20 protein-coding genes are annotated in these 22,654 nt (G+C 41.8%); 12 read left to right on the forward strand and 8 right to left on the reverse strand.

Features of this window, described 5'->3' with window-relative positions:
- Positions 1-301 precede the first annotated feature (301 nt).
- From ACT3QP_RS08455 to ACT3QP_RS08480, 6 genes are all read left to right on the forward strand, one after another.
- Positions 302-2,347: a BCCT family transporter gene (locus ACT3QP_RS08455; RefSeq protein WP_192520468.1), complete on the forward strand. Its 2,046-nt coding sequence runs from the start codon at positions 302-304 to the stop codon at positions 2,345-2,347.
- 120 nt (positions 2,348-2,467) lie between these two features.
- Positions 2,468-3,499: a tRNA dihydrouridine synthase DusB gene (gene dusB / locus ACT3QP_RS08460; RefSeq protein WP_444525169.1), complete on the forward strand. Its 1,032-nt coding sequence runs from the start codon at positions 2,468-2,470 to the stop codon at positions 3,497-3,499.
- Positions 3,500-3,683: 184 nt separating this feature from the next.
- Complete coding sequence (locus ACT3QP_RS08465) at positions 3,684-4,571, forward strand: SDR family NAD(P)-dependent oxidoreductase (protein ID WP_192520470.1); 888 nt, start codon at positions 3,684-3,686, stop codon at positions 4,569-4,571.
- 184 nt (positions 4,572-4,755) lie between these two features.
- Entirely contained in the window at positions 4,756-5,121 is a 366-nt protein-coding gene (locus ACT3QP_RS08470) for a glutaredoxin domain-containing protein (RefSeq protein ID WP_192520471.1), read from the forward strand.
- 95 nt (positions 5,122-5,216) lie between these two features.
- A complete protein-coding gene (truC, locus tag ACT3QP_RS08475; protein WP_444525170.1) occupies positions 5,217-6,005 on the forward strand; it encodes a tRNA pseudouridine(65) synthase TruC in 789 nt (262 codons plus the stop codon).
- Between the two features lie 425 nt (positions 6,006-6,430).
- Positions 6,431-6,898: a hypothetical protein gene (locus tag ACT3QP_RS08480; protein ID WP_444525171.1), complete on the forward strand. Its 468-nt coding sequence runs from the start codon at positions 6,431-6,433 to the stop codon at positions 6,896-6,898.
- 223 nt (positions 6,899-7,121) lie between these two features.
- On the opposite strand, the gene ACT3QP_RS08485 is transcribed toward ACT3QP_RS08480, so the two are convergent.
- On the reverse strand, positions 7,122-7,616 hold the full coding sequence (locus ACT3QP_RS08485) for a tetratricopeptide repeat protein (RefSeq protein ID WP_444525172.1): 495 nt from the start codon (positions 7,614-7,616) through the stop codon (positions 7,122-7,124).
- Between the two features lie 277 nt (positions 7,617-7,893).
- On the opposite strand from ACT3QP_RS08485, the gene ACT3QP_RS08490 reads away from it, so the two are divergent.
- A complete protein-coding gene (locus tag ACT3QP_RS08490; RefSeq protein ID WP_444525173.1) occupies positions 7,894-8,835 on the forward strand; it encodes a lantibiotic ABC transporter permease in 942 nt (313 codons plus the stop codon).
- A gap of 231 nt (positions 8,836-9,066) precedes the next feature.
- On the opposite strand, the gene ACT3QP_RS08495 is transcribed toward ACT3QP_RS08490, so the two are convergent.
- From ACT3QP_RS08495 to lipB, 4 genes are all read right to left on the reverse strand, one after another.
- Positions 9,067-9,630, reverse strand: coding sequence for a peptide chain release factor family protein (locus ACT3QP_RS08495; protein ID WP_192992501.1), 564 nt, complete (start codon positions 9,628-9,630; stop codon positions 9,067-9,069).
- Between the two features lie 146 nt (positions 9,631-9,776).
- A complete protein-coding gene (locus ACT3QP_RS08500; protein WP_192992502.1) occupies positions 9,777-10,244 on the reverse strand; it encodes a hypothetical protein in 468 nt (155 codons plus the stop codon).
- A gap of 176 nt (positions 10,245-10,420) precedes the next feature.
- Positions 10,421-10,951, reverse strand: coding sequence for an inorganic diphosphatase (locus ACT3QP_RS08505; protein ID WP_192518741.1), 531 nt, complete (start codon positions 10,949-10,951; stop codon positions 10,421-10,423).
- Between the two features lie 198 nt (positions 10,952-11,149).
- Positions 11,150-11,959, reverse strand: coding sequence for a lipoyl(octanoyl) transferase LipB (lipB, locus tag ACT3QP_RS08510; protein WP_444525174.1), 810 nt, complete (start codon positions 11,957-11,959; stop codon positions 11,150-11,152).
- Between the two features lie 622 nt (positions 11,960-12,581).
- Here lipB and ACT3QP_RS08515 point away from each other — a divergent pair.
- The 4 genes from ACT3QP_RS08515 to pncB all read left to right on the forward strand — a co-directional run bounded on the left by ACT3QP_RS08515 (position 12,582) and on the right by pncB (position 18,834).
- Positions 12,582-14,066: a coniferyl aldehyde dehydrogenase gene (locus ACT3QP_RS08515; protein ID WP_444525175.1), complete on the forward strand. Its 1,485-nt coding sequence runs from the start codon at positions 12,582-12,584 to the stop codon at positions 14,064-14,066.
- A gap of 67 nt (positions 14,067-14,133) precedes the next feature.
- Positions 14,134-16,074, forward strand: a complete 1,941-nt coding sequence (locus ACT3QP_RS08520; protein ID WP_444525176.1) for a glycine betaine ABC transporter substrate-binding protein — start codon at positions 14,134-14,136, stop codon at positions 16,072-16,074.
- 124 nt (positions 16,075-16,198) lie between these two features.
- Positions 16,199-17,080 (forward strand): ATP-binding cassette domain-containing protein, encoded by an 882-nt coding sequence (locus ACT3QP_RS08525; RefSeq protein ID WP_444525177.1) that lies wholly within the window; start codon positions 16,199-16,201, stop codon positions 17,078-17,080.
- A gap of 527 nt (positions 17,081-17,607) precedes the next feature.
- A complete protein-coding gene (gene pncB / locus ACT3QP_RS08530; protein WP_444525178.1) occupies positions 17,608-18,834 on the forward strand; it encodes a nicotinate phosphoribosyltransferase in 1,227 nt (408 codons plus the stop codon).
- A gap of 7 nt (positions 18,835-18,841) precedes the next feature.
- On the opposite strand, the gene xseB is transcribed toward pncB, so the two are convergent.
- The 3 genes from xseB to ACT3QP_RS08545 form a co-directional block, all read right to left on the reverse strand.
- A complete protein-coding gene (xseB, locus tag ACT3QP_RS08535; RefSeq protein WP_444525179.1) occupies positions 18,842-19,087 on the reverse strand; it encodes an exodeoxyribonuclease VII small subunit in 246 nt (81 codons plus the stop codon).
- A gap of 195 nt (positions 19,088-19,282) precedes the next feature.
- Entirely contained in the window at positions 19,283-20,827 is a 1,545-nt protein-coding gene (gene xseA, locus ACT3QP_RS08540) for an exodeoxyribonuclease VII large subunit (protein WP_192518734.1), read from the reverse strand.
- A gap of 292 nt (positions 20,828-21,119) precedes the next feature.
- On the reverse strand, positions 21,120-21,491 hold the full coding sequence (locus ACT3QP_RS08545; protein ID WP_192518733.1) for a hypothetical protein: 372 nt from the start codon (positions 21,489-21,491) through the stop codon (positions 21,120-21,122).
- Positions 21,492-21,863: 372 nt separating this feature from the next.
- On the opposite strand from ACT3QP_RS08545, the gene ACT3QP_RS08550 reads away from it, so the two are divergent.
- Positions 21,864-22,511: an alpha/beta hydrolase gene (locus tag ACT3QP_RS08550; protein ID WP_192518732.1), complete on the forward strand. Its 648-nt coding sequence runs from the start codon at positions 21,864-21,866 to the stop codon at positions 22,509-22,511.
- Positions 22,512-22,654 lie beyond the last annotated feature (143 nt).

Here is a 22,654-nt window from a genome sequence, read left to right on the forward strand (position 1 = left end):
TCATCACGATAAATATGCTACATATAACCGCATGTTGTTCCATTGTTATTTTAATAAACGTCAAAAATATTTTTTATACCTATATTGCAGGCGTTGTTTATTAATAAGCCATTATTTGCGTATTTGCTATTTATGATAATAAGCAGTTTTTTCTAGTTTTAGTGATTCTATTTGATGACTCGCTTTAACGGCTATCTTTAACGATTGTTATCTTAATAACGGAAACTCCTATCGTCTTAGGTCTCTTGTTAGAGACTGATTTTAAATAATAATTGAAAACCTATTTTGTGAGATCACTTTTATGAAAGATAAAACTGCTCGATCCACTATTTTACTGCCCGTATTTTTGCCAGCTGCTATCGTCATGATTTTATTGGTTGTTGGTACTGCCATTAACCCAGAAGCTGCAGGTGAGTTATTTAGTTCTGTACTAACCTTTACGACCGAGACTTTTGGTTGGTTTTACATGTTGGCGGTTGCCATATTTTTACTGTTTATCATTGTGTTGGCATTTTCATCATATGGCAATATCAAGCTTGGACCAGACCATGGAGAGGCTGAATATAAGTTTCTAGAATGGTTTGCCATGCTGTTTTCAGCAGGGTACGGTATCGCTTTACTATTTTATGGGGTAGCAGAACCTGTTATTCATTTTGCCAGTCCACCTTTATCTACGCCCGAAACCATTCATGCAGCAAAAGAGGCAATGCAAATTGCTTATTTTCATTGGGGTTTTCACATTTGGGCTATTTATGGTGTGGTGGGGCTGTCGCTCGCTTATTTCGCGTTTCGTCATGGATTACCATTGTCTATGCGTTCCACCTTGTATCCATTAATTGGTGAAAAAATCCATGGACCTATCGGTCATACGGTTGATGTATTCGCTATTTTGGGTACGTTGTTTGGTATCGCCACCAGCTTAGGTTTGTCAGTATCGCAAATTAATGCCGGTCTTAACTATTTGCTACCCGATATTGTTCCAGTTAATACCACAGTACAGGTGATAGCCATTGCTGTCATTACAGCGGCTGCCTTAGTATCGGTGCTAGCAGGTATGGATAAAGGTGTTAAGCGGCTGTCGATACTCAATATGGTACTGGCCACATCACTGATGGTCTTTGTATTCATTGTGGGTCCTACCATATTTATCCTAAATGCCTTTATGGAAAATACGGGCAGCTATTTAGGTAATATTGTTGAGCGTACCTTTAGTTTACAAGCTTACGAGAGTAGTGACTGGATCGGTAGTTGGACGCTGTTTATCTTTGCATGGACGATTGCTTGGGCTCCGTTTGTTGGGCTATTTATTGCCAAAATCAGCCGTGGTCGTACTATTCGTGAGTTTGTGCTAGGCGTTATGCTGGTACCTACCTTTTTCACATTCTTTTGGTTTGCTGTGTTCGGTGATACGGCTCTACATATGATTATGATGGATGGCTATACTTCGCTGATTAGTGAGGTACAAAACAACCAAGCCATCGCTTTGTTTAAATTGTTTGAAAACTTGCCATTTACTCAGTTTGTGTCGTCGCTGACGATATTGCTCATCATCACGTTTTTTGTGACTTCATCAGATTCAGGATCATTGGTTATTGATTCACTCGCTGCTGGTGGCCGTAGCGATACACCATGGTGGCAGCGTACTTTTTGGGTAGTGACAGAAGGTGCTGTAGCGGCAGTGTTACTATTGGCAGGCGGTCTGACAGCATTGCAAACTGCTGCTATTGTCAGTGCGTTGCCTTTCGCTGTTATCATATTGATTTCTATCTTTGGTATGTGGCGTGCGTTACGGATTGAAGGTCATCGCGATCAAAGCTTAGATAACGACAACCGATTACCACCACATCTACTTAAGCCGTCAGCATGGCGTGACCGTATTGATTATATTACTGAGCAGCCAACTCGTGACAAGGTATTGATGTATATCAAAAATGTGGTTATGCCGTCGATGGTAGAAGTATCAGAAAAGTTTGCAGAAACGGGTTGGATTACTGATGTTAACTATGATGCGATAAACAACCGTGCCGTACTAGAATTACATCGTGGCGATGATGTCGAGTTTTGGTATGAGGTACGTCTATCTGAGCACGAAGCGCCTGATTATACCGAAGCGACTGCAGGAGAATTGCCACAAGAGCATCATCACCGTGCCGAGGTATATTTACGCCGCGGGGGTCAAACCTATGATTTGTATGGTTATAAAACAGAATCGGTTATCAATGACATCATAGATCAGTTTGAAAAGTATCTGCATTTCTTAAATGTATCGCCTGACAGTTTACCGTGGCGCATGCAAGAACACGATGAAGATATTACTTTAGAGCAGGGTAGTGTGTTTGATAAGTAATACGCTCAATGATGATAAAGTAGTGTTTATTGATGCAAGTTATTCACGTGAATAGCTTGCAATACGCGTACGAACCCTTAGAATAACGGCTTGTTTTCCTCGTAAATCAAGCCGTTTTTTATGTCTATAGATTCTCCTATTTCACTCTCGTCTTTGCCAGTATCTGAGCATCCATTATTACAGCCGTTAAATATTGGTGGTCTTACGATTGAAAACTGTTTGATGGTTGCCCCTATGGCAGGCGTGACTGACAACCCGTTTCGTAAATTGTGCAAATCATTTGGCGCAGGTCATGCGGTGAGCGAGATGATCATCGCCGATACCGCGCTATACGCTCGCAAAAAATCATTATACCGTGCCAATTTTGATGGTGAAATTGCCCCTATTTCAGCGCAAATAGCAGGAGCCGAGCCAGATAAGTTGGCGGAAGCGGCGCGTTATCAGATTGATAATGGCGCGCAAATAATCGATATCAATATGGGCTGCCCTGCCAAAAAAGTATGCCGCAAGCTGGCAGGATCTGCATTATTACAAGATGAAGACTTAGTCGCCCGTCTGTTAGATGCTGCTGTGAATGCGGTGGATGCACCAGTCACTCTGAAGACGCGACTGGGTTATGAAAATGGCCGCGAAAATATTTTACGAGTGGCCAAGCGGGCAGAGCAAGCCGGTATTGCTGCTATCGCTATACACGGGCGTACGCGAGAGGATATGTATACCGGAGAGGCGCGCTACGATCTGATACGTGAAGTCAAAGAAAGCATCAGTATCCCAGTCATTGCTAACGGTGATATCGATAGCCCGACAAAAGCACAGCGTGTGTACGAACTGACTGGCTGTGATGCCGTTATGATTGGCCGCGCCGCTCAAGGTCAGCCATGGTTATTTCGTGATATCAGACATTTCTTACGGACTGGTGAGCATCTTGATGCGCCCGGTATCAGTGAAATAAAAGAAATTGTATTAACACATTTGCAAGAGTTATATGCCTTTTATGGTGAATACTCTGGCTGCCGCATCGCGCGCAAACATATCGCTTGGTATACGACAGGTATTCCAAAATCCAACGCTTTTAGGCAAGCCATGTATAGCGAAGAGAGTACCGCAGGGCAGTTTCAGGCCGTTGAAGATTTTTTAAAAGCCCATGAATAAATCACCAAAATTTTAAATCAGACAACCATGCCTTTATTGGCTTTTGAAATTCTAAAGCCCTCACCCTATCTGAATAAGACCGTAGTTTTATTATTCACTTTACCTTAATTCACTTTATCTTATGTTTTCTTGTTATTCTATAATCGAACGATCATAGGAATGGGACAAACAAAAAGGAATTTTTATGGCCAATCCATCAAAGACAGCAATCACTAGCGTTGTTAAAGACAAAATCATTATTATTACTGGTGCCTCAAGTGGTATCGGTGAGCGTACCGCTTTTTTGCTTAGTGAGTGCGGTGCACATGTTATTTTATTGGCACGTACCGAAGACAAGCTAAAAATGGTCAAAGATAAAATAGAAAGATTGGGTGGTAAGGCAAACTACTATGCGTGTGACCTCACTGATATGGTTGCCATTGAGGCTACAAGTCAAAAAATCCTAGCTGACTTTAAGCATATCGACATATTGGTAAATAATGCAGGTCGTTCGATTCGACGTTCAGTCCATGAGTCAGTCAATCGTTTTCATGATTTTGAGCGTACCATGGAAATCAATTATTTTGGGGCCGTCAAAATTATTTTAGGGTTTTTACCAACGATGATTGGACGTCAAACGGGTCAAATTGTCAATATTTCATCGATTGGTGTGTTGGCCAATAGCCCAAGATTTGCCGCTTATGTGGCTTCCAAATCTGCATTGGATGCTTTTAGCCGTTGTTTAGCAGCGGAAGTGAAAGGTGACAATATTAAAGTCACCAATATCTTTATGCCATTGGTTCGTACACCTATGATTGCTCCAACCAAGCTATATCGCTATATGCCAGCGTTGATGCCTGATGAAGCAGCAATGATGGTTGCAAGAGCTATCGTCGACAAGCCCAATAGTATTGCCAGTAACATGGGCAAGTTTGCCTCGGCCAGTTATTCTTTGATGCCTTCATTTAATGTGAGTATTCAGTCCATTGGTTATCGTATATTTCCTAGCTCGACTGCTGCTCGAACGAGGGATAGAAAACCCAACCTGGCACAGCGTATTTTTGCAAAAATACTCCCTGGTGAGCATCACTGACGTTGAGAGATATATGCTTTGAAATGAAGTAAAAATAGTTGGTAGGGTGCTTTTTTGATGTTTTAAAAAGTATGAGTGCTAAAGTGTGTATACCCGAGAAGCATTAACAATCACACAAATATAGATTGATGATTGACTCTCAAAGGGTCAAAAAAACCAAATAATATAATTTGAAGAGGTAAGGATGTTAGTTAAATTACTACGAGAAGGTCTAGGGCGAATTATCGCTGGTATAAGTGTCATGACTCAAGGTAAAGCCATGACTCGCACTGAGGAAGAGCAAGCTTTAGTTAATCAGGCTGGTGAGGGATTGTCTTTATATCAATTTCAATCTTGTCCTTTTTGCGTCAAAGTCCGCCGTCAAATTCACAAGTTGAATGTGCCTGTTGAGCTGCGAGATGCAAAAAATAATGAGCAATTTCGCAATGAGCTTGCTGAAAATGGTGGGCGGATAAAAGTGCCTTGTTTACGTATTCAAGAAAACGACGATGTCCAATGGATGTATGAATCTAATGATATCAATGCTTATTTGCAACAGCGTTTTGGCTAGGGCGTTCCTCCATTTTAAAAATGAGGACAGACCCTAGATTCTGTTAAAAGTTAGCACAACTTATACGATGAAACGGCTTCATCAAGACCTAAAGTATGGGCACTGAAAACATGAATATCGAAAACACGGGCTCCGAAAGCGACGTCGCCAATCAAATAGAAATCATCTATGAAGATGAACATCTGGTAGCGATTAATAAAGAAGCTGGTTTATTGGTGCATCGCAGCTGGCTGGATAGAGGCGAGACGCGCTTTGCCCTACAACTCACTCGTGATGCGGTGGGTTGTCATGTGTTTCCGGTGCATAGGTTGGATAGGCCTACATCGGGCGTGTTGTTGTTTGCCAAAAGCTCAGCTGTGGCACGTAGTCTGACCGAGGCGTTTACTGCACACCAGGTGACCAAGCAGTATTTAGCGGTGGTGCGCGGCTTTATGTCAGAGCAGGGTAGCGTTGATTATGCGTTGAGCTTTAAGCCCGATGCCATCGCTGACAAGTTTGCCAACTTGGACAAACCTGCTCAAGAAGCGGTTACCCACTGGCAGAGTTTGGCACAAATTGAGCTACCATTTGCGGTATCAAAAAAACACGCCACTAGCCGTTATAGTCTTATGCGTTTGACTCCTGAGACTGGACGTAAGCATCAGCTGCGTCGACATATGAGGCATTTATTCCATCACATTGTGGGTGATACCAGTCACGGTGATATACGTCATACGCGGTTTTTTCGTACTCAATATGACTGTACGCGCATGCTGCTGCATGCCCAGACTTTAGCGCTCAGCCATCCGGTCACTGGTGAGCCGTTGTTGCTAAAGGCGGGATTAGACGATCAATGGATGCGAATCCTAGAAGAGTTTGGCTGGGTCAATAGCGCTGAAGATTGAGCAGCGTAAAATTTGGCTTCTGTCGTGAAATCCACACTTATAAACTTATAAAGTTTTACTTATGTAGCTTGATAGTCATACCATATCGACCTTAGTGGTTTATAGCCTAAGCAAATTGGTATTATAGCCAGTTCAATATAATTTGGATATAAGAAAGTCAGTGCCAGATAGCACAAATATTATATCTAACTTATTGATCTTACTGTCATCATATTTTCTTAAGTTCGACTGATAGCAAACTTAACCTTACACAGCCTATTTTTCGGAATACTTACTGATGAGTATTGTCAGATTAAAGGATTTGTTGGCTCTGATATGAAAGAAATTATAGGAAAAGTCGACTATTTTTTGGTATAGTTATAGTTTATTAAATTATATTTTAGGAGTGGGCTTTGAGGGTTTTTTTTATTAGGTTTATGCAAGTTATGTTTTTTATTAGTTTATCAACCAGTAGCGTGCACGCTGAGTTTGCAGAGCTTGATCAATTATTTCTAGAAGAGGGGATTGTAGATAGAAACTATAAATATATAGATAAAAAATTAGCTGCCAAAGCTTTTACTGAAATAAATAATGAGCTTGCTGATAGCTTACCTATTATGATTGACGCAAATACTGAAGTAACTAGCGTTTTTCATTCACCAAGTATTGCTGTTTATTCTTATACGTTAGATTTGCAAAATCAGATAGATGATATACATTTTAATGAATTCAAAAAATTTCTTCATCAAGAATTTACTACTGCAGAAAAGACGCGAAGTTTTTGCAGTGAATTATTCGACGCCAAGTTTCAGCAGGCAAATGGATATACATTTTTACTATATTTTTATGATGAATCAGGAAGAAAATTTGTTGATATTACTTTAAATGAAAAAATCTGTCCACCAATAAACTAATAAACTTTCTCATATCTCAAGGTGTTTCGGCAGCCGTTGAAAGCTCTCTTACCTATATAAACGAAATAGATGATTACGCTTAATGGCTGCCGTTAGTCGATATAAATGTCTATAAGAAAAGAAAGAGTTTGGTTGGATCAATAGCGCTGAAGATTGAGCAGCGTAAAGTTGAGAGGTTATTTTCAATAACCTCTTTATCTTATCTGCAAAGCTCTAAGGCTCTCTATTTTGAATTTAATTTCTGAAACTCATTACAACCATCTTGATTCCCATTGTCGCAAGATTTACCAAACCATTCTTTAGCAGTAGCATTATTCTGACGAACACCTTCGCCTTGATCGTACATCAACCCGAGGTTATATTGAGCCTCAGCATCGCCTTGGTCCGCTGCTTTTTCAAACCACTCAGCTGCTTTGGCGTAATCCTGACGTAAGCCTTCGCCTTTGTAATAAGCCAAGCCAAGATTAAATTGAGCTTTAGCATAACCTTGGTCCGCTGCTTTTCGATACCACTCAGCCGCTTTGGCGTAATTCTGATGCACACCCTTGCCAGTGTCGTACATCACTCCAAGATTATATTGAGCATCAGCATCAGCATCAGCTTGATCAGCCAAATATTGGGTTTGGTTAAAATCAGCAGCCAGTGCCGACACGGATAATATCGCTGCTGTTAAAAAAAGGGTTGTCTTGCTGGTGAGCGAGGTATGCAGAAGGATCATGGTGAGTCTCAAAAGAGTTGCTTTAGAATATACATTTGTACGTTGTCGCTATAATAGCAGATATATCGTCGAGCGTTCGGGCTGGCATCTTTTTAGGGTGTGTTCTCAATTTACATGAGGTTTATCTGATTGGGCCAAAAAAGTAGCAAACCGTCACAGTGGTATGATTAGGTAATTAAAATACTAAAGTAGTATCATGTGGAACCCATTTGCATAATGGATGGTAAAAAAGGGGAGTCATACCTTTTTATATGAATGTTTTTTATTAGGAAAGGTCATGCTTCTTCGGTTTATTGCGCGTCATAGCACATTAATTATGCCCGTTTGCGCAGTTTTTGGCTTTGTTTTTCCAGATGTATCCAATGTGGTATTGATATATTTACCTCAAATGCTGTTTTTCTTAATGTTTTTTACTTTACTCGGCATCGATCAATATGCACTGTTAAAGCGTATAGCGACAAGCTATGTGTGGGTTTTTGCCTTGTTACAAAGCGGAGGTATAAGTCTGGCTTTAATACTAATTGCCTATGCGCTTGGTGTGCGTGGCGATTGGCTGTTGGCGATTGCAGGTCTTGGTGCTACTGCTCCGTTATTTGGAAGTGGTGCACTGGTCAATGCGGTGGGATTTGATGCACAACTGGCGACAGCAAAAACTATCGCTGCTACGCTCATTATGCCATGTACATTATTAGGCGTATTGTGGCTATTGGGCGATAAAAATGCGCACATAGACATTGGCACTTATGTCAATCGTTTGTTGATTTATATTGTTATGCCAATAGTATTAGCTTTTGGAGTGCGCCGGTTCGTTTTACCTGCTGTTTTGTCGCGTTACTATCCCAAAATTGGGCAGTTTAATATTTTACTGCTGATGTTGTTTCCACTTGGACTGATGGCAGGGTTTCGTACCACCTTTGATCATAATCCGTGGCAAGCATTGTTGTTACTGGTGCTAAGTTTTGTATTGGCATTGGTGTTTTATTTTACGGCTTACATAATATATCGGCGTTTTGGCTATGAAAACGCCATCATCGCTGCGTTGGTGTGCGGTGGACGCAATGTATTGCTTGCTTACACCATAACGGCACCTTTTATGGGTGCGGTGTTTTTACCGTTACTGGGTGCTTTTCAATTACCAGCATTTTGTTTGCCCCTGCTGGGAAAATATATGGTAAAACGGCATACAACTCGAACTATAGGTTTAAAGTCAAGTTCATGAATCGATTCGACTATTAACAGATGAGTTATCGTTTAGAGGATTTATATTTTGGGCATACCTATGGCGAACTAATCAAGTGCTTTTACTGGTTTGACACTCTAGTGAGGACTCGAACTGTAGGCTGTAGGTTAGTAGTATCAATAGGTTGAATTGTTCTGATAATCGTAGTGTACTTCAAGTGATACTTGTCGTGTAGATTGATGATGTATAATTATTGAATACTAAAGTGTTCTAATACCAAATAGCCTCCTTAGGTAAATATTTATAAAACTGTATTCTAGAATACAGATACTGACCTGCTATTTCTGTATTGCCAATCTGACTTCTATGATCGTTAGCAATGACACTAAACCCAGTTTTTTTATGCGCCATGATGACCTCTATTCGTCTATAACCTGCAAATCTTGAAGTAGTTACTCCAACATTAGGAAATTGGATGAATTTTTGAGTAGTCTGGCTATTACCTAGACCTAAACCATCTTTGTAATCTGTTGAGGACTGCGGAGTCAATAAGATATGACAGTCATCAGGGCGGTTTTTAATGAGTAATAGGCATCGTTCTTGAATGAAATCAAAAAGTAATTTATAAGCATCATGTTCACTGTGTTTGAGTAAAGTAGCTAGATGGACGAAAGTGTACCCTTTACCTTGGTAAGTTTCTGAATATACCCCTGACCATGTTAATCCTCTTGTGTCTTCGTAGAAGTTCATCAGCATTTTAACCATGCTATTTACCCATTCTAAGCAAGTATCACTTTGATGCTCGGTGTAAATCTCTATATAGGTATCTGGCATTTAAAACCCTTATGAAGTTATAGTTAGCGTAGAGTATACCCTAAGGGAGCCAGCTATTTCGCCCCTCAAATGGATTAGCAGACCACTTAAAACAGACCGCCATAATGGAACTACTTAAATTAGCTCTGGTTACTCGGTACGGAATTCTAACCAAACACTTGCCACAGTATCCAAAACAGTCCTGCCATAATGACAGCAATAACCAACAACCGTTTTGTCCAATAAGGTAGTAGTGGTTTTTTACATCCTAAATCATTTAGTTTGCCGTCTACGCCATCCTGTAGGTTTTTGAATGATTTACCTTTTTTATTGGCTTTGAGACGGTTTTTCACCAATTTATCAGATTCATCTTCGGTTTCGGGCTCTCTATCAAAGCTGATAGCTTGATGAGGTATGCCTTGCTTACTGGCGATAGTATTGAGTTTTTGCTGCTGTTTTACCTTTAGCTGCGTCTCATAGGCATCAATCCGTACCTTGGCTTCATCCATACTGATGTTTTCATCTTCAGCCAGTGTTTTGATGGCCATGACTATATTGTTTTTTTCGATCATCATAATGACCGCTTTTGGCAGTTTTGAGTTGACTGACTTTGCGCTAGGGTCGGGGTTAAACATGATTGTCCTTATTGCAACGTAAAAATTTAAAGATGATGTCTTGTTTATTATAACGGCTTTATAAACAGGGTCTGTTGAACATTTAAATATTCAAGCAAAAAAATACCGCAATCAAAATGATGATTGCGGTATTTTAGTATCTATCTGTATCAGCATTTCTGCCAATCTTTGATAAATTATAGATCTTTCCAGCGTTGGATAGACTTTTTAATCACTTCTTTCGCTTCTGCAACATCGTCCCAAGATTCAACCACAGTGCTACCTGGTTTTTTCAGGTCTTTGTAATGGCTGAAGTGGTACTCTAACTGGTTGATTAGCTGTTTTGGTAAATCAGCTAGGCTGTTGTAAGCGTTGCCTGTGTCACGGTCGTCAGCAGGTACGACGACGATTTTGTCATCTACTTCACCATCATCGACGAACTTCATCACACCGATTACTTTGGCTTTTAAGAAAATGCCAGTTGGTAATGGTTGCTCAGTAAGCAATAACACATCTAGCTCATCGCCATCTTCGTCAAGCGTTTGTGGGATAAAGCCATAGTTACAAGGCTTGGCAAAAATCTGTGGGTCAATACGATCAAGCTCAAATACTGCTAGCTCGCGATTCCATTCGATTTTGTGACTGCTACCAGCTGGAATTTCTACTACTACGTTGATGATGCCGTTATCTACGTCGCCTGCATCTAGAATTTTATTAAAATCAGCCATAAACTGCTCCAGTTTTCTTTTGTTTTGAATCTTTGAATAATATATAAGGGTTTGACTGCGCTATTATCATATAATCGCTGCGCCAATTGTACCGACAGCGATTATAGCAAGTTTGCTACAAATTTTCTCAAAATGCTTAAGTCTAAGCGGGCAAGATATTATGCAAAAAAAGATTATGCAAAAATGGACTCAAAGCATTTATTTTGGTGCGATCGCTCGTAACTCAATAATACCGGCATGACGCTTAGCAATATTATCAATCAATTTTTGTGTGATTTGCGAATAACTGAGCGATGGTGCAGCGTTTTCAGTCATATTGACGAAATCTGATAAGCGCAGCATTTGCATGCCAGCATAACCGCAAGGGTTAATCGCATTAAACGCCGCCAAGTCGCAATTGACGTTTAACGCGATACCATGATAACTAAAACCGTGCTTAATCTTAAAACCGAGTGAGGCTATTTTACCTAGCATGATTTTATCATCAACAGGTGTATCGTTGGTTTGCGTATCGGCATTACTATCTGGTGTAGAAGTATCCGCATATAAATAAACCCCAGGTGCGTCACGGCGTGCATGAGCGCTGATATTTTCACTCTTCGAGGCATCAGATTCTTGTAAGCACTCATTGATCACATCTTCGATCGCTTGCTCTGCATGTGATACCAAGTTGCGCACACTCCAGCCCAAACTATGCAAATCAAACAACCAGTAAATAACCAACTGACCATGACCGTGCCAAGTGACTTGTCCACCACGATCGGTCTTGATGATAGGGGTGTCAGTATGTTGCAGTATGTGCTCTTCTTTACCTGCCTGCCCAAGAGTATAAACATCATTATGATCGACAATCCATAGCTCGTCAGGCGTCCGTAAGTCTTGTTCTTTTTTTAACGCAATGCGCTCAAGCGTGCGTTGTAACATCGCATCATGAGTCGGGTTATAGTCGGCTGTTGATAGGTATTTAGTGACAAGCATTTCGTTGAGCGGTTGTGTGGTGTTTTCCATGAGAGTGGCAGTCTTATTGTTGTCTGATCTTTAGATATACATTATTAAGGTTTTGCAGGTGTTAATTTCTGGCATTAAGTGTAGCAGTTTTTGAGATTGGCACCCAAAGTTATATTTTGTGTCTGTGTAAACGGCGCTTCTATAGGCAATGTCTGTGCAAGCTGCATCTCTATAAGTTGAGGCTTTATAATTTAGGTTTCTATAAATTGGGATTCTATAAATTGGGATTCTATAAATTAGGACTCTCTAACTTGAGAGCCTATAAATTACACCTGTGCAGAATTCATAACTATCTGTGACGAATAAAGGAGAGGCATAAGCTAGGATGTGTCATATCACTTTTTTACGAACGTAGGAGTTACTGGAATCTGCTGTTCATTCGCTGTTCACTACGCTACATTAAAAGATAGTGAATTAGGGCGTGTCCTCATTTTAAAAATGGTGATAAAAATGAGATAAATTGCAGTCAAACAAGGAAAATAGCGCAGATAATATCGAGATATTAGTCAGCTATTTGACGCCGTTTGGCAAGATTTAGCCATTTTTAACCCATTTAGATAACTATCGATTGAATTGAGGACATGCCCTAGAATGATGCCAATACATATAACAAGGAAGAACAATGACAGGTAATAATAAAAAGGCTAGCGAGCCGACCTCAGTAGATATCAGTCCAGTAACACAAGACGCGCCTGAAGTGCTCAGTACTGCTCACACTATCGATGAGATGCAAGCGCAGTTTGCACACTTGCAAGCACTTAGCCGGACGCAGCCAATAAATGATTGGGCAACACGCGAGACTCAGTTAGACAACTTAGAGGTCATGCTTAGCGATAACCAAATTGGTTTTACGGAAGCGATTAACGCAGACTTCGGCTATCGTAGCGCATCTGAGACGCAGTTTGCCGAGTTGTTCCCGAGCTTTACGGGTATCAGCCATGCCAAAAAACATGGCAAAAAATGGATGAAAACGCAGCGTGCGCCTATTTCAGCCCTGTATATGCCTGCTCACAACGAAATCCAGCCACAGCCATTAGGCGTGGTCGGTATTATGGTGCCTTGGAATTACCCGCTATTTTTGGCAGTAGGGCCGTTGATTGATGCATTAACGGCAGGTAATCGGGTGATGATTAAGATGAGTGAGGCAGCACCGCAATTTGCTCAAGCGTTTGCTGATGCAATCGCTCGCTATTTTTCGCCAGATATGGTTTGTGTGGTACTCGGCGAAGTTGATATTGCCGCGGCATTCAGCTCGCTACCCTTTGATCACCTGCTATATACTGGTTCTACAACAGTCGGCAAAAAAGTCATGGCAGCCGCTGCGCCTAACTTGACACCAGTCACGCTTGAGCTTGGTGGTAAGTCACCAGTAATGGTATTAGACGGTGCCAATTTAGAGACAGTGGTGAATCGTGTGATGATGGGTAAGACCTTAAACGCTGGTCAAACTTGTATTGCCCCTGATTATGTACTGATTCAGCGCAAGTATCATGAGCAGTTTATCAGTCTGGCAAAAGAGTGGATGGAAAAGCATTATCCTAATATCGAAAACAACCCAGATTATTCACGTATGATTAATGTCCAGCAGTTTAAACGCGTTAAAGACTACCTAGATGCATTATCAGGTGATGAGATACGTCAGCTGACTGCTGTTGAAGCCAATATCGAAACGCGTTTAATGCCGCCAATCATTGTGAGTGAACCTGCTCCTGATAGTGCAGTCATGCAAAATGAAATTTTTGCACCGATTTTGCCATTGATGCATTATGAGACGCTTGACGAGGCGATTCATTTTGTTAACGCGCGTCCACGTCCTTTGGCGCTGTATGTCTTTGGTGATAACCATAGAGGCATAGAAAAAGTACGTAATAATACGGTTTCAGGTGGTCTGTGTATTAATGAGGTTTTGATACACGTGGCTCAGCATGATTTACCGTTTGGTGGTGTTGGCGATTCTGGTACAGGTGCTTACCATGGCAAAGCAGGATTTGAGCGTTTAAGCCACATGAAGCCGGTGTTTGTACAATCTAAGTTGAATGGTCTGAATCTGTTGTTGCCGCCTTATGGTGGACTGTTTAAGAAGGCTATGGCAGTGTTTTTAAAGTAGCATTTTAAAGTAGCGTTCGTTAAGCTCTATAAGTATAACACCGTATTAATTATTAATAGGACACCCCATGCGCCAATGGATTGCGTTAAGCCTACTCTGTATGAGTGCACTATTACTGCCTATATCGGCGTCAGCAGCTTGCGGGTCACCGATAAAATTTGGCGCGATTACATGGGAGAGCGGTCAGTTTACCTCTGGAGTGCTCAAGTATATTGCTGAAGAGGGTTATGGTTGTACCATCGAAGAAGTGCCAGGAGCAGGCCCCGCGCTTGAAACGGCGCTGTCACAGAATGACATTCAAGTCATTGGAGAGCAGTGGGTTGGACGATCTCCAATTATGGAACAAGCCATTGAACAAAATAAGGTGGCGGTCATCGGCGATACGCTCAAGGGCGGAGCAACCCAAGGTTGGTATGTCCCTAGCTACGTATTAGAAGAAAACCCAGGCCTACGCAGCTATCAAGATTTGCCTAAATACACTGAGCTGTTTACAGATCCTGAAAACCCTAGTAAGTCGCGTTTTATGAATTGTCCTTCTGGTTGGACGTGCGAGATATTCAATACCCGATTACTTAAAAATACGGGTTTAGATAATACCTTTAACAACGCCCACCCCGGAACAGGTGCCGCGCTTGATGCTGAGATCTCCTCTGCTTTTGAGCAGCATAAACCACTGTTATTCTACTATTGGCAGCCTACGGGGCTGATGGCAAAATACGATTTTGCGCCATTGGCGTTTCCTGCTCATAATGATGCCTGTTGGCAAGACTTGTTACGAGCGGATGGTACGATGGATTGTGTCACTGGGTTCCCTGTCTCTCCTTTAGGTATCGCGGTATCTACGCCGTTTATTGAGTCTAATCCTGAACTAGCAGATGTCTTCAAAAAAATACAGTTTACCTCTGATGAGCTTAATGGCGCTATCTTAGAGATGAGCGAAAGTAAACGTAGCGGAGATGAGCAAGCATTGGTATTTTTGCGCGAAAACCCAAACGTTTGGCAAGCATGGCTATCCGATGAGGCTGCTACCAATCTTGCGGCTAAGTTAGGTATCAGCTTAACAGGCGATCCTATCGATAGTACGGCTGTTACTAATAATTCCAGCAGTGAGAGCCAGTTCGGTCTCGCATCAAGTTTTCCCTCATGGTCACTGGAAACGCCGCTCAATAATACATTGGCAAGTGTTGTTCAAAATTACGGTGACGTCTTTCGCAGCATCAGTACGATGGCATTAACCTATTTATTGCTACCCATTGAGCGTCTATTAACGGTCATTCCACCATGGCTGATTATTGCACTTGTTACGGTGTTGGGCTGGTTTGGTGTGCGTAAGGTTTGGTTTGCGCTGGCATGTGGCGCAGGGTTATTTCTCATTGGTGCTTTTGGACTATGGGGCGCGTTGATTGATACTTTTGCCTTGCTCATCGTATCAGTATTGGTCACAGTAGTGATTGGAATTCCTATTGGTATTGCGATGGCAGGCAGTCAGCTGCTGCGTAAGGTGGTTACACCGATACTAGATGTGATGCAGACCATGCCAAGCTTTGTCTACCTCATACCAGTGCTCATGCTATTTGGCATTGGTAAAGTGCCTGCATTGTTTGCCACCATTATTTATGCATTGCCGCCATTGATTCGTCTGACGACATTAGGCATTACGCAGGTCAATCATGAGATGGTCGAGGCGGGACGCTCATTTGGTAGTACGCATTTGCAGCTACTCATTTGGATTAAGTTACCACAAGCACTGCCTAGTATCATGGCGGGTGTCAACCAAGCAGTCATGATGTCGCTATCCATGGTGGTGCTCGCTTCTATGATCGGCGCGCCGGGTCTTGGCGAAGATGTGTTGCAATCTATTCAAACCCTTAATATTGGTCAAGGCCTACAAGCAGGTATGGCTATTGTCATTGTTGCTATTATTATTGACCGTATTACTCAGGCATTTGGTCAAGGCAAGCGCGCCCGTCAAAAAACGATTGACGCGAGCAGACGCTCAATTGGTTAATGGCTTGGTCGACTATAAAAAACTAAGCTAAAAAAGAAAGTAAGCTGACATTTGAATATGAATATTTGAATGGACTAACAATGAAGACACGCCTTAATAAAAAATACAAATAGCGAGAACGGCAATGAATCACATCCAGCTAGAAAATATCAGCAAAATCTATAATGCTAATACAACGCAAGCAAAGTCTGTGATGGCATTATTGGCTAAAGGTATGGACAGTGTTGCGGTTAAGGAGCAGACGGGCTATTCGGTTGGGCTGTATGATGTTAATTTAAGCGTTAAAGCGGGCGAACTGCATTGTATTATGGGGCTGTCAGGCTCTGGTAAATCAACATTGATACGGCATATCAATCGCTTGATTGACCCAACCAGTGGCAAGATATGGGTTGATACGAGTATTGATGCGCAGACTACTATCACAGATGATGTGATCGCAGCTACTCCAAAGCCATCGGCTGCTATCAATGTATTAGCGCTGAATGATAAGGAGCTACAACATTATCGTCAGCAAACCGTTAGTATGGTCTTTCAGCACTTTGGCCTAGTGCCACACATGACAGTCATGCAAAACGTCGCTTATGGTTTACGTGTGCGAAAAATGAGCACCAAAGAGCGCCACGAAGTTGCACGATATTGGCTAAATGAAGTAGGACTTCCTAATCTAGAGCATAGCTATCCGGATGAGTTGTCAGGAGGGATGCAGCAGCGTGTGGGTCTAGCGCGTGCTCTGGCAACTGACAATCCAATCTTACTGATGGATGAGGCGTTCTCTGCGCTTGATCCACTCATCCGTGCTCAATTGCAAGACCAGCTGCTTGAATTACAAGAGCGGCTGCATAAGACCATTGTCTTTATCACTCATGACATAGATGAAGCGGTCAAGGTGGGACAGCGTATCAGCATATTGAATGGTGGACGTTTAGTGCAAACAGGCACACCCAGTGATTTACGCAACAACCCGGCGGATGATTATGTTGCACAGTTCATGCACGCGAACGCATAAAGCGTGTTGAATAGTTACTGATAGATGGGCGTGATATTTTTATAGAAGATATGAGTAGGGCGTGTTGAACATTCAAATGTGGTGCTGGCAGTGACTATTTTTTAGACAATATGTAGTGAAATTTTTGATGCCTAGTCATTCTAGGTTAAACAATTTCGCTATATATTGGCAAAAAAGAGTACTGCCCCGAAGGGCTGATGCTAAAATCACCCCAAACGTTGTTGCAAACCTAGCTAAGGTCTCGACATTATCGGCGGCTTACGCCTAGTTTAGTGCAATTTTAGCGATCAGCAGCCCTAATATTTGAATGTTCAACACGCCCTAATCGTAGTAATTATGCTGCCATTAATCGTGAACTCTGAAATAAACCGTAAACTTCGTTATACTTAACGGCTTATTGAAGACTCCTCGTAAATGAGAACCTCTAAATTATGAATGAGAGTCTCTAATTTACTGTCCGCATATGATGTCGCTTTGCTGATTAGGTGACGTTTATTTCTTATTTTTGCGTTTTTTAAGGCCATAGCATGACCGTTACCTATGCACCTATTATTACTTCATTACTTGATAATGACTTATATAAATTTACGATGTTACAAGCCATGCTGCATCAGTTTCCACAAACGCATGGTGTCTATCGTTTTCGCTGTCGTAATAATGAAGATACTGTCTACCCACTGGCTGATATTAAAGAACAGTTAGAGAAACAGTTAGACAGTCTGTGCGAGCTGCGTTTTTTAGAAGATGAGTTAGAGTACTTACGCAGCTTACGCTTTATGCGTTCTGATTTCGTCGATTATCTGGAGCTGTTTAAGCTAAAACGTCGCTTTATCACTGTCAGTACCGATGATGAAGGACGCTTGTTTATCGATATTGAAGGGCCGATGATTCAGGCGATGTTTTTTGAAGTATTTGTCTTAGCTATTGTCAATGAGCTGTATTTTGATGCGTTATCAGATACCACCATCATCGAAGAAGGGCAGCGTAGGCTGGATGAAAAAGTCGAGTTATTACACCAATATGCCCTAGAACAGACAAAAGAAAGTGAAGATACGCCGCCGTTCATTGTCGCAGATTTTGGTACTCGTAGACGATTTAGTAAAAGTTGGCAAGCGCATGTGGTACAGACGTTACATCACGCACAACCAAAAATTATCAGTGGTACATCCAACGTATATTTGGCTAAAACACTAGGTATGACGCCAATTGGTACCATGGCGCACGAGTTTATGCAGGCATTTCAAGCACTAGATGTGCGTTTGCGTGATTCACAAAAAGCCGCGCTTGAAGCGTGGGTGCATGAGTATCGTGGTGATTTGGGCATTGCGCTGACCGATGTCGTTGGCATGGATGCCTTCTTACGTGATTTTGATTTGTATTTTGCTAAGCTGTTTGATGGTCTGCGTCATGATAGTGGCGATCCTTATGTCTGGGGTGATAAAGCGATTGCTCATTATGATAAGTTGAAGATAGACCCCAAGGCTAAGATACTTACCTTTAGTGATGGTTTGAATCTTGACAAAGCTTGGGAGCTGCATCAATACTTTAAGCATCGCATTAGAACCAGTTTTGGTATTGGTACCAATCTTACCAATGATATGGGTATTACACCGATTAATATTGTGCTGAAATTGGTTGAGTGTAACGGTCAGCCAGTCGCCAAATTGTCTGACAGCCCAGGCAAGACCATGATCAATAACGACACGTATCTTGCCTATCTACGCCAAGTCTTTGAAGTTGACGAACCGGAGTAAGTATTACTTAGCTGTCTACTTCATCAGATTTAACGTCTTCAGCAAAGGCGGCATCTAATGCTTGTTGTACGGCATTGATGCGTGTCTCGCAGACGCGATACGCGGCAATCGACTCTTCAACAGTCGTCATCAAGTTATCAATGTCAGGCTCGTCCTGCTGCTGTAATTCAGCGGCATTGGCTTTTAGAATATCATAAGCCGCCTTAAAGGTTTTTGGGGTGGCTTTTTTGCGTCGGCGAGTAGGGGTTGCCATGAGGTTTCCTAATTTTTAGAAGTAAGTATAGTTAAAGAAACATAAAACCGATACGATTGTATTATGGTGCTATTGGTACAAATTTTACTTGCTTGCTATATTCATAGAGGCTGCGAAAAATTTATCCCAGCAGCACTGTAGCGATTTAAACATACTTTGACTATAGATGGATAATCGTAAGGTGTTATTGTGTGCTTAAGTGGTGGTGTTTGATATTTCAGTCGCTTTTTGATCCGTATGGATATCAATAATCTGCGCTTTTGCTTTGCCATCTTTTAGGACAATATGCACAGTTTGTTCAGGGTACAGCTGGTTACTACTGGTTAGTATTTGTTTGTCTTTATTATCAGTCAGCATGGTATAGCCTTGTTTCAGCACGCGAGATGGTCGATGTAACAGCACAATGTCACGTAGATGCTCACTGTTGCGTTGTGCTTGTATTAAGGTCTGCTGAGCACTTTTTATAATGGCTTTTTGATAGTCTTGACTATAAGTCGATGCGATTACTAGTTGCTGATGCGCCGCGTCTTTGATTTTTTCTCGCAGATCATTTGTCAATCTGACGGCTTGCTTTACTTGGCGTTGGGCGCTTTGCTGAATATTGCGCCATGCATAATCGCTGTCTTTTCGCAGTGACGTGAGCTGTCCAATCGTTTGTGACTGTACTTGGCTTAACTGGCGTGCGGTTTGTTGCTCAGCGATGTTTAATTGCCGCTGTGCTGCTTGCTTGATTTGCGCTTGATACTGTAGCGTCTGAGAGACCAGTTGCGCCAAATGACTGCCAATCGCAGCGATGACTTTAGAGGGTGTGTCAAAGCTTGTGTGCGCGACCTCATCTAAGATAGTTTTGTCACGTTCATGCCCAATGCCTACCCAAACAGGAATAGGCTGCTCAGCCACTAAAGCAGCCAGCTCATAGTCGTTTAGATAAGCCAAGTCACCAACGGCACCGCCACCACGAATAATCACTAATAAATCTGGCAGGCGCTGATACGTGTCGTAAAACTGCTGCTGAGCATTGACGATGGCTTGGCGAATTTCGGCAGGCGCATGATTGCCTTGAAAAGTAGCGTTATGGTAATGGAAATGACAGGCATCTGTACTGGCTAGACGATCTGCATCTGCTTGAAAATCTCCCAATCCGGCAGCCTTTTCAGGCGCAATTACAAGCACGTGCTCGATATCGAATGGGACGGGAAGTTGCTGATTGAGGTGCAATAACCCTTCACCTGTTAAGCGATCGACCATTTCCGCATATTGCCGTGCCAAGTCGCCTAACGTGTAGCTAGGGTCAATGTCCTCAATGGTGAGCGAAAAACCATATTGCGCATGAAAACCTGCCGATACTTTTAGTAATACTGTCAAATCACGGTCAAGCGGCATGCCTGTTGCGCGCTCAAATTTCGCCAATACACGCGCCGCTTTAAAGCGCCAAAGGTTGCCACGGCAGCTGGCGATTACTTTGCCGTCTTCATCTTTTTCTGCGAGTTCAAAATAATAATGTCCGCCTTTGCTAGACAGGTTACGAATTTCTGCTTTTACCCATACTCGGTGATTAAAGGTTTGTTTGATTACCATATCAACCGCTGATAAATAATCGCTCAGACGCAAGACGGTATCTTCCAAATTACCTTCAAGGTCATTTTCTTGTTCAGCCAGTTCGGCTTCTAAAGTTGCCAAATCTTTAGCAGGCGTTATTACCTTAGATTGTTTAGAATGTGAGAGATTAGGTTTACGCATAATTAGAGGACCAAAGGTGATGAAAGCTGCAAGACTGACTGCCTATATTGCTTCGAATACAGTATTAAACCGAATACAGTTTAATTATATAGTCAGAGAACTACTAAATTTCTTTGACTATTTGATGATAGGTATAAAAAATTCGATATCGTAGTTTACCCCAAAAGCGCACATACAAAAAGAGAAGCCAGCAGTTCTGCGATAAGAATAATATATCAACTTTATCGCAGAACTGCTGGTTAAATGCTAACTGGTCATTATTTTTTGATCGATGCTAGGGCGTGTCCTAGTTTTATTGGCAACGGAAGTTAATCATGTATTCATAATCATCATCACGTGATAAATCTGGTGTGCCAGTGCCAAGTACTGAGCCAACGACCGCACCAACTTGTCCAACCATGCGACCTGTACGTTCATTTAAGATACCATTATATGTTACCGTATCATCAACGATAATCACTTGCTTGCTTCGGCAAGTTTTTTGCGCATTGTCTAGCGCAATCTGCTGTGCATTCACTTTAGTATCGGCAATACCCGTGGTTTCATAAATAGAATCAGCACGCTGTATGACAGGTGCAGAAGGTGTGGTGCTTTGACAAGCGCTCAAGGCGATGACAGCGGCCATCGTTGCAGTTAAGGTTGCCGTTTTATTGAAAGTATTCATAAGTGGTTTTCAATCCCTGTCAGTCGAACATAAGTATCAATTTTAAGTAGACATTGTATGAGCATCACATCAAGCTAATGTACTACTCAATAACTAGTATGCTACTCAACAACTGTCATAAATTTAACCTATTCATCGTTTGTCTGTCTAGGCAGTTCTTGTTTGCTATATTACAGTGATATTACATACACCCCTTATCTTTTGATACGACAGATATCAAAACCTACTGAGATTACTGATACTTATAGGATGGCATTCATTTATCAATCGCTAGAATTTCAAAAAATCTATGTTTGTACACAGCAAATCACTTGAAATAAAAACCATATCTAGGATAATTGATCTATTCATTCTCAATTATTAAGTAATGTTATGCAATTGATTCCCGCTCCTGCTGGCGTGCTCGAAGTTGATGCACTATGGCAACAAGGCAACCCTAACGATCCGAATACTGATACAGTGGCTCTGCTTTGCCATCCCAATCCGCTATTTGACGGAACGATGAATAATAAAGTAGTCACGACCATGTACCGTTTTGCCCGTGACAATGGTATGCATGTGGTACGTTTCAACTTTCGCGGTGTAGGACAGTCAACGGGTGAGCATGATTATGCTGAAGGCGAGATAGTTGATGCAATGACCGTGCTACAATGGATCGCGGAACAGACCAACGCCCGAAAATTATGGCTTGGTGGTTTTTCTTTTGGCGGTTATGTGACAGCACGTGTGGCTGAGCAAGTGATCGAAGCCTCTCATGTATGGGGACTAAGCGATTTTGAAGTATCGAGAATCGCACTTATCGCGCCATCGATCGAAAAAAATGACAGCAGTGACCTGAGTTTACCAACTGACAAAACTTTTGAGATTTATGGCAATGCAGATGAAGTCATCGACCCTGACAATATGCAGGCATTCGCTGAACGATTGGGTATAGCTGTTAGCGTTGTAGATGGCGCTGGTCACTTTTTTCATGGACGTTTGTCAGAATTGAAAGGTTTGTTAGAAAAGCATAGCATTTAAGAATTTTACTTTACAGCATGTAAGGATTTTACTTGAATGTAGTCCTGTAAAATTTATCTATTATTTTAATATTTATTTAGGGTGTGTCATCAATTAGATCGTGAGGCTTAAAATGAGAAAAATTGTAGATAAACAAGGCAGAA

The sequence above is a fragment of the Psychrobacter sp. AOP7-B1-24 genome (assembly GCF_052376215.1).
Classification (GTDB): Bacteria; Pseudomonadota; Gammaproteobacteria; order Pseudomonadales; family Moraxellaceae; genus Psychrobacter.